The 12,530-nt window shown below is 64.2% G+C and carries 14 protein-coding genes and 1 pseudogene; 7 read left to right on the forward strand and 8 right to left on the reverse strand.

Annotated elements, in window-relative coordinates:
* Position 1: 1 nt before the first annotated feature.
* Together MLB1_RS21080 and MLB1_RS21085 are read right to left on the reverse strand one after the other, a co-directional pair.
* Positions 2-415, reverse strand: a complete 414-nt coding sequence (locus tag MLB1_RS21080; RefSeq protein ID WP_180751789.1) for a hypothetical protein — start codon at positions 413-415, stop codon at positions 2-4.
* On the reverse strand, positions 412-1,983 hold the full coding sequence (locus tag MLB1_RS21085) for a hypothetical protein (protein WP_180751790.1): 1,572 nt from the start codon (positions 1,981-1,983) through the stop codon (positions 412-414). The genes MLB1_RS21080 and MLB1_RS21085 overlap by 4 nt, the downstream gene beginning before the upstream one ends.
* A 59-nt stretch (positions 1,984-2,042) precedes the next feature.
* On the opposite strand from MLB1_RS21085, the gene MLB1_RS21090 reads away from it, so the two are divergent.
* The 7 genes and pseudogenes from MLB1_RS21090 to MLB1_RS21115 form a co-directional block, all read left to right on the forward strand.
* Positions 2,043-2,291 (forward strand): hypothetical protein, encoded by a 249-nt coding sequence (locus MLB1_RS21090; protein WP_180751791.1) that lies wholly within the window; start codon positions 2,043-2,045, stop codon positions 2,289-2,291.
* A gap of 167 nt (positions 2,292-2,458) precedes the next feature.
* On the forward strand, positions 2,459-2,551 hold the full coding sequence (locus MLB1_RS24325; protein WP_358146360.1) for an Ms4533A family Cys-rich leader peptide: 93 nt from the start codon (positions 2,459-2,461) through the stop codon (positions 2,549-2,551).
* A 131-nt stretch (positions 2,552-2,682) separates the two neighbouring features.
* Positions 2,683-3,738 carry a sulfate ABC transporter substrate-binding protein gene (locus tag MLB1_RS21095; protein ID WP_180751792.1) on the forward strand — a complete coding sequence of 352 codons (1,056 nt, stop codon included), beginning with the start codon at positions 2,683-2,685 and terminating at the stop codon, positions 3,736-3,738.
* Positions 3,735-4,634 carry a sulfate ABC transporter permease subunit CysT gene (cysT, locus tag MLB1_RS21100; protein WP_180751793.1) on the forward strand — a complete coding sequence of 300 codons (900 nt, stop codon included), beginning with the start codon at positions 3,735-3,737 and terminating at the stop codon, positions 4,632-4,634. Before MLB1_RS21095 ends, cysT begins: the two co-directional genes overlap by 4 nt.
* Entirely contained in the window at positions 4,631-5,446 is an 816-nt protein-coding gene (gene cysW, locus MLB1_RS21105; protein ID WP_180751794.1) for a sulfate ABC transporter permease subunit CysW, read from the forward strand. The genes cysT and cysW overlap by 4 nt, the downstream gene beginning before the upstream one ends.
* Positions 5,447-5,461: 15 nt before the next feature.
* On the forward strand, positions 5,462-6,481 hold the full coding sequence (locus tag MLB1_RS21110) for a TOBE-like domain-containing protein (RefSeq protein WP_180751795.1): 1,020 nt from the start codon (positions 5,462-5,464) through the stop codon (positions 6,479-6,481).
* Between the two features lie 90 nt (positions 6,482-6,571).
* A pseudogene (locus tag MLB1_RS21115) lies at positions 6,572-6,865 on the forward strand (hypothetical protein); the annotation flags it as partial.
* 77 nt (positions 6,866-6,942) lie between these two features.
* On the opposite strand, the gene MLB1_RS21120 reads toward MLB1_RS21115, so the two are convergent.
* The 6 genes from MLB1_RS21120 to MLB1_RS21145 form a co-directional block, all read right to left on the reverse strand.
* Positions 6,943-7,095, reverse strand: a complete 153-nt coding sequence (locus MLB1_RS21120) for a zinc transporter permease (RefSeq protein ID WP_180751796.1) — start codon at positions 7,093-7,095, stop codon at positions 6,943-6,945.
* A 93-nt stretch (positions 7,096-7,188) separates the two neighbouring features.
* On the reverse strand, positions 7,189-7,896 hold the full coding sequence (locus MLB1_RS21125) for a sirohydrochlorin chelatase (protein WP_180751797.1): 708 nt from the start codon (positions 7,894-7,896) through the stop codon (positions 7,189-7,191).
* Positions 7,889-9,169, reverse strand: coding sequence for a GTP-binding protein (locus tag MLB1_RS21130; RefSeq protein WP_180751798.1), 1,281 nt, complete (start codon positions 9,167-9,169; stop codon positions 7,889-7,891). Before MLB1_RS21130 ends, MLB1_RS21125 begins: the two co-directional genes overlap by 8 nt.
* Position 9,170: 1 nt before the next feature.
* Positions 9,171-10,100 carry a sulfate adenylyltransferase subunit CysD gene (cysD, locus tag MLB1_RS21135; protein ID WP_255486065.1) on the reverse strand — a complete coding sequence of 310 codons (930 nt, stop codon included), beginning with the start codon at positions 10,098-10,100 and terminating at the stop codon, positions 9,171-9,173.
* Positions 10,097-10,819 carry a phosphoadenylyl-sulfate reductase gene (locus MLB1_RS21140; RefSeq protein ID WP_180751799.1) on the reverse strand — a complete coding sequence of 241 codons (723 nt, stop codon included), beginning with the start codon at positions 10,817-10,819 and terminating at the stop codon, positions 10,097-10,099. The genes cysD and MLB1_RS21140 overlap by 4 nt, the downstream gene beginning before the upstream one ends.
* A complete protein-coding gene (locus tag MLB1_RS21145) occupies positions 10,816-12,498 on the reverse strand; it encodes a nitrite/sulfite reductase (RefSeq protein WP_180751800.1) in 1,683 nt (560 codons plus the stop codon). Before MLB1_RS21145 ends, MLB1_RS21140 begins: the two co-directional genes overlap by 4 nt.
* Between the last annotated feature and the right edge of the window lie 32 nt (positions 12,499-12,530).

A 12,530-nucleotide genomic window follows, 5' to 3' on the forward strand; every position in this document is an offset into this window, starting at 1 on the left:
CTCAACCTCCACTTACCCATAGTGGCATCGTTGCGCGTTCGTCTGGGTCTCCCGACGGCGGCGTGACGGTCACGACTATCTCCCAGGGCCCGGCCATCGACAGCATCACCTGGTCGAACTTCGTGCGTCCGGATATGATCTCCCGCTGCGGCGGCATTGCGTGGCCCATCAACGGCATGACCAATTCGACTGTCACCGATTCAGATTCGGGGAGACCCGGATCCTCCCGGTCGGCGATGGCGATTTCCAGCGCGGTCATCCCGACGCGGGGATTGTCTACGGTCACCGTGATGGTGTAGTGCTCGGTACCGGAGTACAGGGTGATGGCCTTGGGCGGGCTGGGCCAAGCAATCCATGCCAACGCCAATACCGCGGCCACGATCACCCCGAGCCCCACCCACACGCGACGTGTCATGAGATGTCCAGTCGTACCGGGATCGTCAGCACCCGATAGTCACGCTGGGACTGGATCCAGACGAGATACCGACCCGGCCGAGGGAAGGTGAAGGTGAACGGTACATCCGGCCCGAAGGCAGTCACCGTCTCATCGGGCGGGCTATCGCCGTTGAGGGGCGGCGCCCCCACCATCGGAGGTAGAGAAGACGCTGAATCATCTTGTACCGGTTCGCTATTACCCCGATGATTGGTGCCGTGCTCCATGCCGGGCATGTCGGCGCCGCCGTGACCGCCCATGGAATGAGCGTGCGCCCACACAGCCGAGTCCAATACCGCGGTCCCGAGATCGTCAGCGGGGGCGTCGCGCGGAATCGGGCCGGCGATCACCAGGTGACCGAGCATGCCCAGCCATGGCTGCAGCACGGGATCGGATCCGACGGTCGCGGTGAGCGTCGTCGGACGTCCCGCACGCAGGCCGGTGGCAGTCACGTGCACATGCAGCCCGTCGATCATGCGCATACCGGGTCCATCGAACGGCGCGGGTGCAGCGGGCTTTTCGCCGCGCGATATGAGCCCACCGGGTAGACGAACCGTCTGCACTCCACCGCCGCGTCGGGTGAACTCGGCCGAGACCGCGTAGCGGCCCGCCGCCGTTGGCGACAGCGGCACCGAATAGCGGCCCGGCGCAACCCTTATCGGATGCAGATGGGAGAGCTGCCCGTCCGGGGCCACCACCAACAGATGGATCAATGCGCTGTCGTGGATGACCAGATCGTCGGCGGGCAGTCCGGTCGCCGTATCGATGAGTGAGAAGAAGACGTCTGTTGCATGCCCTGAATCCACCACCGGCTGTTCGGCGATGAGCATGGCCGAGGGGCGGGAGTAGTCGGTAACCGCGGGACGGTCGATCCGGTAGGGGTTGGCGGCGTTGTCGACGGTGGGGTCTCGTTGCAGCCCCGGTTCGGGCGGTGGCGGTGCCGACGTGGAGAGCACGGCGCCGGTAATCGCGACCGCGAGGGCCGTCACCGTGGCGGTCACCGGCAGCGCGATCCATACCCCGCGACGTACCCGCGTGGCCACGACGAGGGAAACCACCAACAGCAGTCCAGTGGTGGCCAGGCCCACATAGGCCACCCGCTCGGGTGGTGACATCGCCTGACCCACGAGGACCAACGGGATCCGAGCGGTGTGTACACCGTCGCTGATGGTGAGGTCGGTCGGCCCGGTGCGGTCGACGTCGAGGGTTGCACCGTACGGGCCGGGTTTTTCACCGAGGATCACCATCGCGGTCGACGTGGGAACGCCCGAAGCGGGTTGATATTCGTCGGTACTGGCGCCGGTGGGCACGAGCTGCAGCCGGAGCGGGCCGGCCGCGGTGCCCTGGTGAGTGATGACATCGACACGCAGCGGGCCGGGAATGCTGGTGACACGGCGCGCCACCACGGTGAGCTCGCGCTGGCCGAGACTCTGGGCGACCTGTACATCGGCACCTGCGTTCGCCGAGTCAGCCGCGGCCGTGGGTGTTGTGCTGAACAATGCGAGGAGTGCCAGTACCAGCGGTAGGCATATCTCGCGCAAGCGGCTCATCGTGATCCAGTCTGCCCTGCCCTGGCGAGCGCCCGTTGTGGTCCGCCTAAACTGGCGGCGTGTACAGCGACAGCGTGATCGGCCTACTGGGTTGGTGGGACGGCGTGGAGCTGTGGCTCAGCGGACGCGGGTTCATCTTGCAAACGATCATCGTGATGCCGGTGGTTCTGACTTTGGCGTATGCGATGGCGATGGCCGGTGACAAGATCTTGTTTCTCCTAATCGGCGCGGTGAACCACCTCGGTTGGTTTGACCCGGCGCGCCGTCGTGCCATCGAGACCTCCGTCGCCCCGGTGGACCCGTCATGAGTGGTATGCCCCAGTCGCGTGTGACGTTGGCGCTGATTGCGCTGGCGGTTTTGGTGATAGTCGCCTGGCTGTTGAGCCGCTAGCGCCTGCCGGTTGATCCATTAGTGCTCCTACCTGCTCGTTCATCCGTTAAGACGGCATCAAGAAGCTCTGCTACGCTTCCGCCCATGCACACCGCTCCCGGTAGCCGCGTGCGCCACATTTTGGCGCTCATCGCGGTCGGCACATGCGCTGTTGCAGACGTTCACTGTTGTCGCTAGACCCATACCCGTCCGCGGTTTGGTGTCGGTAGCGCCTGGTTCGAAGGCCCACTGGCTGTTTCGCTACCTTTCTGTCGTCACGGGATTCAGAGTATTGCCCCAGATAATCGCCATCCCACGAAAGGCATCCCATGTTTGACCCCCTGATCAACGTCGCGAAGACGGTCAGTGCCAGCCGCTGGCGCCGCATTGGAGTTCTTGCTGCAGCCGCAACTGTTCTCTCCGCCTGCGGTGGGGGAGCAAGCGATGTCGCCGGTGGCGAGTCGCACTCGAATGCCGACACCACCTTGACCCTGGTCGCCTACGCCGTTCCGGAACCGGGCTGGAAGAAGATCATTCCGGCCTTCGCGAACACCGCCGAAGGCAAGGGTGTCGGCGTGACCACCTCATATGGGGCGTCCGGGGATCAGTCCCGCGCCGTGGTCGACGGCAAGCCCGCCGATATCGTGAACTTCTCGGTCGAGCCCGATGTGAGCCGTCTGGTGAAGGCGGGCAAGGTTTCCGAGGACTGGAACGCAGACGCCACCAAGGGTGTGCCGTTTGGTTCGGTGGTCTCGCTCGTCGTGCGCAAGGGCAACCCGAAGAACATCAAGGACTGGGATGACCTGCTCCAGCCCGGAATCACGGTAATCACCCCCAGCCCGTTGAGCTCGGGTTCGGCCAAGTGGAACCTCCTGGCGCCCTACGCGGCCAAGAGCAACGGCGGCCGCGATGACCAGGCGGGTATCGACTACGTCAGCAAGCTCGTTGGCGAGCACATCAAGCAGCGCCCCGGTTCCGGGCGCGAGGCCACTGACGTGTTCCTGCAGGGCAGCGGTGACGTGCTGATCAGCTATGAGAACGAGGCGATCAACGTCGAACGCCAGGGTAAGGACGTCGAGCACGTCAATCCGCCCCAGACGTTCAAGATCGAGAACCCGGTTGCCGTCGTCAAGGACAGCGCGCACCTCGACAAGGTGAACGCCCTGAAGAACTTCCTGTACACCCCGGAGGCGCAGAAGATCTGGGCGGAGGCAGGTTTCCGTCCTGTCGATCCGGCCGTTACGGCAGAATTCGCCAAGGACTTCCCGACGCCGGAGAAGCTGTGGACCATCGCCGAACTGGGCGGCTGGAAGACCGTTGACCCTGCACTGTTTGATAAGGAAAACGGCAGCATCACCAAGATCTACAAGAAGGCCACCGGATGACAGCGTCCACCGAACAGTCGACGGAACCGGCTTCCGAGCCGAAACCGTCTGCCCGGCCCGACCGTGAGGTCGGTGCCGGGCAGACGGGGGGGCTGTTGAGGCGCCGGTACGGCAGTACCTCGCTGCGGGTCGGTGCGGCATCGATTTGGCTCAGCATCATCGTGCTGCTGCCACTGGCCGCAATCATCTGGCAGTCGGCCGGCGGTGGATGGACCGCGTTCTGGAACGCCGTCACCTCTAACGCCGCGGTGAGCTCGTTCCGGGTCACCCTGGGGGTCTCGTTCGCGGTGGCCGTAATCAACCTGTTTTTCGGGCTGCTGGTGGCCTGGGTGCTGACGCGTGATGACTTCCCCGGAAAGCGGTTGGTTGACGCCGTCATCGACCTGCCGTTCGCGTTGCCGACGATCGTGGCGAGTCTGGTGATGCTCGCGCTGTACGGCCCGGGCAGCCCGGTGGGCATCCACATCCAGCACACCAGTTGGGGTATCGGGATTGCGCTGCTGTTCGTCACCTTGCCGTTCGTGGTGCGATCCGTGCAGCCGGTCCTACTGGAACTCGACCAGTCTGTCGAGGAGGCCGCCGCCTCCCTGGGGGCCGACAACTGGACGATCTTCCGGGCGGTGATCCTTCCGGCGCTGCTCCCGTCATTGTTATCTGGTGCGGGACTCGCCTTTTCACGTGCGATCGGCGAATACGGTTCGGTGGTGCTGATCGGTGGCGCCGTGCCCGGTGAGACGGAAGTGTCCTCGCAGTGGATCAGGACGCTGATCGAAAACGACGACCGAACCGGTGCCGCAGCGATCTCGATTGTGCTGCTGCTTATTTCGTTCGTTGTGCTGTTCATCCTGCGCACCATCGGGTCGCGTGCGGCCAAGCGAGAGGAGCTGGCGCAGTGACGCCGTCACCGCTCGTCAAGTATCTGGCCCGGTACGCGGCGCTGTTGTATGTCGGCATCCTGGTGATCGTCCCCGTGGGGCTCATCCTGTGGCGCGCGTTCGAGCCAGGGGTTGGGGCGTTCTTCGACTCGATCGCCACCCCGGCCGCAGTGTCGGCCCTGCAGCTGTCGCTGCTGATCGTCGCGATCGTGGTGCCGCTGAACGTTATCTTTGGCATTCCCACGGCCTTGGTTCTGGCGCGGAACAAGTTCCGCGGTAAAGCGGTGCTGCAGGCGATCATCGACCTCCCGTTCGCGGTCTCGCCCGTGGTAGTGGGCGTCGCGCTGATCCTGCTGTGGGGGTCGGCGGGCGTGTTCGGATTCGTTGAGAACGATTTCGGTCTCAAGATCATCTTCGGGTTCCCGGGCATCGTGCTCGCCAGCATCTTCGTCACGATTCCGTTCGTGATCCGTGAGGTCGAGCCGGTGCTACATGAACTCGGCACGGAGCAGGAAGAGGCGGCCGCGACGCTGGGAGCCACTGCCTGGCAGACGTTCTGGCGTATCACGTTGCCGTCGATCCGGTGGGGTTTGACCTACGGCATCGTGCTGACCATCGCGCGCACGCTAGGTGAGTACGGCGCGGTGATCATGGTCTCGTCGAACCTGCCCGGGACATCGCAGACTCTGACTCTGCTGGTGTCCGATCGCCATCAGCGCGGCGCCGAGTACGGCGCCTATGCCGTCTCAGCGTTGCTGATGGCTGTTGCGGTGATCGTCCTAGTCGTCCAGGTGGTCATCGATGCGCGACGAGCAAAAGCCAATAGCGAATGAGCAAGGAGCCACAGAATGACTGACGCGATTACCGTTCGCGGCGCGAACAAGCATTACGGCGACTTCGCCGCGCTGGACAATATCGACTTCGAAGTGCCGTCGGGCTCGCTGACCGCGCTACTGGGGCCCAGTGGTTCGGGCAAGTCGACCCTGCTGCGGGCTATTGCCGGGCTGGACCAGCCCGATACCGGCACGATCACCATCAATGGGCGTGATGTCACCGGTGTCCCGCCACAGCGACGCGGTATCGGGTTCGTGTTCCAGCATTACGCCGCTTTCAAGCACCTGACCGTGCGCGAGAATGTCGGATTCGGCCTCAAGATCCGTAAGAAGCCAAAGGCCGAGATCAAGGAGAAGGTCGACAATCTGCTGGAAGTGGTGGGGCTGAGCGGTTTCCACGCCCGCTATCCCAACCAGCTATCCGGTGGACAACGTCAGCGCATGGCGCTGGCCCGGGCGCTCGCCGTTGACCCCGAAGTGCTGCTCCTGGACGAGCCGTTCGGTGCGCTCGATGCCAAGGTGCGTGAGGATCTGCGAGCCTGGCTGCGTCGACTGCACGAGGAGGTGCATGTCACAACGGTGCTGGTGACCCACGACCAGGCCGAGGCTCTGGATGTCGCCGACCGGATCGCGGTGCTCAACAAGGGCCGCATCGAGCAGGTGGGTTCCCCCGACGACCTGTACGACCGCCCGGCGAACAGCTTCGTGATGTCGTTCCTGGGTCCGGTGGCCAAACTGAACGGAATTCTGGTACGCCCGCACGATATTCGGGTGGGCCGCAATGCCGACCTCTCTCGCGCTGCCGCGGAGGGCACCGGAGAGACCACCGGGGTTACCAAGGCGACGGTAGGACGGGTCGTGCATCTCGGTTTCGAGGTGCGTGTGGAGTTGACCAGTGCCGCCACCGGGGAGCAGTTCACCGCGCAGATTACGCGGGGTGATGCTGAAGCGCTCGGGCTGCACGAAGGTGACCACGTGTATGTGCGAGTGACCCGAGTCCCTGATCTGGGCGACGTGATCGAAGTCGCGTCCTAGGGCGCCTTAGCGTTTCCGGAAGACGCCAGCAGGTGCCCGGCTACGAGCGACAAATCCCGCTCTGTCGGTGGCGCGTGTCATCGTGCGGTCATGACGGCGAAGATTCGGGTACGTGGGATTGAGCTGCGGTATCTGCTGACGTTGTACGTGCATCGGTTTGGCGCGACGACAGTGTCGGAACTTGTGGACATGTTGGATCACAAGGGGTTCGATACCGGCGGGCGTGCCTCGAAGGCGATATCCGACGCGCTGTGCCGGGAGGTACGCCGAGGCCGGGTGATCCACCACGACTGGGGGAGCTATGGCCCTGGCGGAATTCCACGCGGTACCGAACACCGCATACTTCTGCGGGAGAAGGCGCTGTTGTCGCTCGTAGCCGGGCACAAAGGTGAGTGTTTCTGTGCGGGACAGATAAAGAAATGGCCCCCGGTGTTATCCGGAGGCCATTCGTTACCTGAGGTTTAGTGCTCGTCGTAGTGATCGCCGTGCGCTGCGTGGCGATGCCCGTCGTGGATGTAGTCCACGTGGTCGTCGTGGGTGACTGCCTCGTGACCGCAATCAGGGCCGTGAACATGATCAGGATGCGCGTGGGTTTCGTGCTCGGTGCTCGTCATGTGGACGAGACTATCGCATACATGCGCATGTAACAATGTGTTGAACAGAAGTGCCGGACGGCAAGGTATTTGATCCGGGCGGCAGGGGACTGATTAGCGGGGCAACGGGGTGCGGCGGTCCAGCGCCGCCACTGTCGACACGTACCGTTCCACCACAACCTCGGCAACCAGTCGGTCCGCACCGAGCGGGGCCGCCACGCGGATGCCGGATTCAGCGGCCACGGCGCGCACCTGGTCCAGCAGCAGGCCGGGGGACAGGAACCACGGTGCAACAACGATTTCCGTGGCGCCGCGAGACCTGAGCGCGTCTGCTGCGTCGGCGAGGGTGGTCGACTCACCTGTCGCGAAGACCGTGGTTGACCTCGTCCACTGCGCGGCCAGAGTCCGGGTGCGGGCATTGGCGGTGACGTCCGACGATCCCACCGCAGTAAGGATGACACCCGGATTGTCGACGCCGAGCTCGGCGATGCGACGTCGGGCCAGCCGCAGCAGCCGTTCATCGGCTCCGAGCACCGGGGCCTGCACCACCCGCAGCCCGATGGGCGCATGGTCGGACAACAGCGTCGGCAGGTCGATACGTGCGTGGTAGGCGTCGGACAGCAGTAGCGGCACCACAACGGCGTCACCGCTCAGGTCACCCAGCACATCAACGAGATTCGGCTCGGACAGCTCCAGGAACGCCAGCAGAACATCCAGGTCTGGCCGTAGCGTCCGTACCTGCGCTATCAAGCGGTGCGCATTCTCCGCGAACCGCGGGTCACGGCTCCCGTGCGCGACGGCGACAAGCGTTGGTTTACGCACGATTCAGTTCGACGGCGCGCAGGGCATCGCCGACCAGCCCTGCCGCCAACGTGTTACCGCTCGACGGATCGATCAGCAGGAAGCTCCCCGCCATCCGGTCGTCGACATACTCGTCGACACTGATCGCCTCGGCGAGGCGGATGCTTATCTGACCGATATCGTTGAGTTCCAATGACTCCGGCTGGGGATCTGCCGACAGGTTCTGCTCGTCGAAGCGTTCCACCAGCTCCCCGATGATCGCGGGAACGGTGCGGGTTCCATGCTTGAGCAGCAGGCGCGCGCCAGCCTTCAATGGCTTATCGGCCAGCCAGCACACCGTGCCGTCAATCTCTGAAACCGGATCTGGCACATCGGGTGATGCGATCAGATCGCCACGTGACGCATCCACGTCATCGGCCAGGATCAGCGTCACGCTGCGGCCCGCCTCGGCGACCTCAAGTGGCCCATCGGCGGTGTCGATGCCCGCCACCGTGGTGCGCTGCCCGGCGGGAGAGATGACCACCTCGTCGCCCACCCGCACGACACCGGCGGCCACCTGCCCGGCGTAGCCGCGGTAGTCGGGGTACTCGGCGGTACGCGGCCGAATCACATACTGGACCGGGAAACGCAGACCCACGGTGCTCGACTCCTGTTGTGCCGGAATCGATTCCAGATGCTCGATGAGGGTCGGCCCACTGTAGAAACCTGTCCGCTCGCTGCGGGTGGCGATGTTGTCGCCGTGCAATGCCGATACGGGGATCTCCACGACGCTCTCCGGCTTCCAACCCAACGAGCTGGTCAGCTCGTGGAATTCGGCGCTGATCGCCTCGAAGATACGTGCGCTATCGGCAACCAGGTCGATCTTGTTGACCGCCAACACCAGCCGTGGCACACCCAGCAGTGCCAGCACCGCCGCGTGGCGACGGGTCTGCTCGATGACGCCCTTGCGTGCGTCGACGAGAAGGATCACCAACTGTGCGGTCGAAGCCCCCGATACCGTGTTCCGGGTGTACTGCACGTGCCCGGGGGTGTCGGCGAGGATGAACGAGCGCTTCGGGGTGGCGAAATACCGATACGCCACGTCGATGGTGATGCCCTGTTCGCGTTCGGCGCGCAGACCATCGACAAGCAGTGATAGGTCGGGGGCGTCGAGCCCACGTGACTTCGAAGCCTTTGCGACGGCATCGAACTGATCGATGAGCACCGATTTGGTGTCGTACAGCAACCGGCCCACCAGGGTGGACTTGCCGTCATCGACACTGCCGGCGGTGGCAATGCGCAGAAGATCAGACATATCAGAAATACCCTTCTCGCTTGCGGTCTTCCATCGCCGCCTCGGACACTCGGTCATCGCCGCGGGTCGCGCCCCGCTCGGTGATCCGCGATGAGGCCACCTCGGCGAGCACTGCATGGACGTCGGCAGCATCCGAGAGCACGGCACCGGTGGTCGATCCGTCGCCAACAGTGCGGTAGCGCACCGAAAGTGTTTGCAGCTCTTCGCCGTCGCGTGGCCCGCCCCACGGGCCGGGTGTCAGTAGCATGCCGTCACGGTTGAACACCTCGCGCTCATGCGCGTAGTAGAGATCGGCCAGCTGCACATTTTCGCGAGCGATGTAACGCCACACGTCCAGCTCGGTCCAGTTGCTGATCGGGAATACCCGGACGTGCTCGCCCGGTGCGTGCCGGCCGTTGTACAGGCTCCAGAGTTCGGGACGCTGCTTCTTCGGATCCCACTGGCCGAACGCATTGCGCAGGCTGAAGATTCGCTCCTTGGCACGCGAGCGCTCCTCATCGCGACGTCCGCCACCCAGCACGGCGTCGAACTTGTTGTCCGTGATGGCCTCAAGCAGCGGGATGGTCTGCAACGGGTTGCGAATACCGTCGGGCCGCTCGGTCAGTCGGCCGTCGGCCAGGTAGTCCTCAACTTTCGCGACGACTAGGCGCAAGTTGTGGCGTTCGACGATCTCGTCGCGGAAGGCCAGCACCTCGGGGAGGTTGTGTCCGGTGTCGACATGCAGCAGCGCGAAAGGAAGCGGCGCAGGCCAAAAGGCCTTGAGCGCGGTGTGCAACAGCACCGTCGAATCCTTGCCGCCAGAGAACAGCAGCACCGGGCGCTCGAACTCGCCGGCCACCTCGCGGATGATGTGAATCGACTCGGATTCGAGGTCGGTGAGGGTCTCAGTCTGATTCAACACAGATTCCGTTCCGATTTCGGTTGTCGTCATGAGGCGTGCAACCCGCATTCTGTCTTGGCCTGGCCCTGCCAGCGTCCGCTCCGCGCATCGCCGTCGAGCGCGGGCTTGGCTGTGCACGGGGCACAGCCGATCGACGGATACCCCTCGTCCACAAGCGGATTCACCAGCACTCCGTGCTCGTCGATGTACTTCTGCATGTCTTCATCGGTCCAGGCCGCGATCGCGTTGATCTTCACCAGCCCGAACGCCTCGTCGAAACTGATCAGCGGCGCATTGGCCCGGGTGGGTGCATCGACGCGGCGCAGCCCGGTCACCCAGGCCGAGTATCCGGCGAGGGACTTGCGTAGCGGCACCACCTTGCGCAGTCGGCAGCATTCGGCGGGATCGCTCGCGAACAGGTCCTTGCCCAACAGCTCGTCCTGTTGTGCCACCGTCTGGTCGGGGCCCACATTGACGATGTGGATGTCGTACACCGATTCCACCGCATCGCGCGTGCCGATCGTCTCGGCGAAGTGGTATCCGGTGTCCAGGAACAACACGTCGACACCCGGATGCACTTGCGCGGCAAGGTCAATGAGCACCGCGTCCTGCATGTTGGAGGCGACGACGTATCCGTGGGGGTCGCTGCCAAAGTTCTCTTCGGTCCACCGCAGGAGCTCCTCGGCGGAGGCGCCCTCCAGCTCGGCGGCACCGCGAGCCGCGATGTCACGCAGCTGGTCGGCGTTCTTTTGGCCCTCCAGAACGCTCATCGAAGGTCAGCCTCCTCTGCGCGAACCGCCCACTGCGCGAAGCGCTCTCCGTCGGTGCGCTGCTTGACGAAGTTGCGCACCACCCGGTCGATGTAATCGCCGAGCTCGGTGCTGGTGACCTTGTGCTGGCGTAGCTTGCGGCCGAAACCGCTGTCCAGTCCCAGGCTTCCGCCCAGATGCACCTGGAAACCTTCGACGCTCGCGCCGTCGCCGTCGTCGACCATCTGGCCCTTGAAGCCGATATCGGCGACCTGTGAACGTGCGCACGAGTTCGGGCAGCCGTTGATGTTGATGGTGACCGGCGTGTCCAGCTGGGCGTTCAGGTCGTCCAGCCGCTGCTCCAGCTCGGGTACCAGATCCTGTGCACGTTTACGGGTTTCGGTGAAGGACAGCTTGCAGAACTCGATACCCGTGCAGGCCATCAGGTTTTTGCGCCAATGCGACGGACGCGAGGGCAGTCCCAGTGCGTCCAGTCCTTCGGTCAGTTCGCCAAGTTTGTCGTCGGGGACATCGAGGATGATCAGCTTCTGGTAGGGCGTGAAGCTCACTCGGTTCGAGCCCGCCTTCTCGGCGAGGTCGGCGACCGCGGAAAGGATGGTTCCCGATACCCGGCCCGCGATCGGGGAGAGACCCACGGCGTTGAGCCCGTTCTTGAGTCGCTGCACACCGACGTGGTCGATCGGATGCGCGGGGGGCACCAGCGCGGGGCCGTCGAGCAAGGGCCGCTTCAGGTACTCGGTTTCGAGAACTTCACGGAACTTCTCCACGCCCCAGTCCTTGACCAGGAATTTCAGCCGCGCCTTGGCCCGCAGTCGCCGGTAACCGTAGTCGCGGAAGATGCCGACGACGCCCTCCCAGACATCGGGAACCTCGTCGAGCGGCACCCACACACCCAAGCGCTGAGCCAGCATCGGGTTGGTGGACAGGCCGCCGCCCACCCACACGTCGAGACCCGGGCCGTGTTCGGGATGGACCACACCGATGAAGGCGACGTCATTGATCTCGTGCACCACATCCTGCAGACCGGAAATCGCCGTCTTGAACTTGCGGGGGAGGTTGGAGTACTCCTTCTTCCCGATGTACCGGCGCACGATTTCGTCGACAGCCGGTGTCGGGTCGAGCACCTCATCGAGCGACTCGCCCGCCAGCGGGGAGCCGAGGATCACGCGGGGGCAGTCGCCGCAGGCCTGAGTCGTGTACAGGCCAACCTCGTCGAGACGCCGCCAGATCTCGGGCATGTCCTCGACGCGGATCCAGTGGTACTGCACGTTCTCCCGGTCGGAGATATCGGCGGTATCGCGGGCGTATTTGGTGGAAAGGTCACCGAGGGTGCGCAGTGCATCGACCGAGAACGCGCCGCCATCGCAGCGGACCCGCAGCATGAAGTGCTCGTCCTCGAGCATGTCGGTGTTGTCGTCGCCGGTCCACGTGCCGTCGTAGCCGGGCTTGCGCTGGGTGTACAGACCCCACCAGCGGAAGCGGCCGCGCAGGTCGGTCTTGTCGATACTCTCGAATCCCTGCTTGGCGTAGATCGTTTCGATGCGTTCACGCACGTTGAGCGGGTGGTCGTCCTTTTTCACCTGCTCGTTGGAGTTGAGCGGTTCGTGGTATCCAAGCGCCCACTGGCCTTCGCTGCGCTGTTGCTTGGGGCGAGCGGGCCGTGTCTCGCTGGTGGTCATGGTGCTCCTCAAAAAGGCAGACACAGTCGTGG

The organism is Mycobacteroides sp. LB1 (assembly GCF_013449725.1).
In the GTDB taxonomy this organism is placed as follows: Bacteria; Actinomycetota; Actinomycetes; order Mycobacteriales; family Mycobacteriaceae; genus Mycobacterium.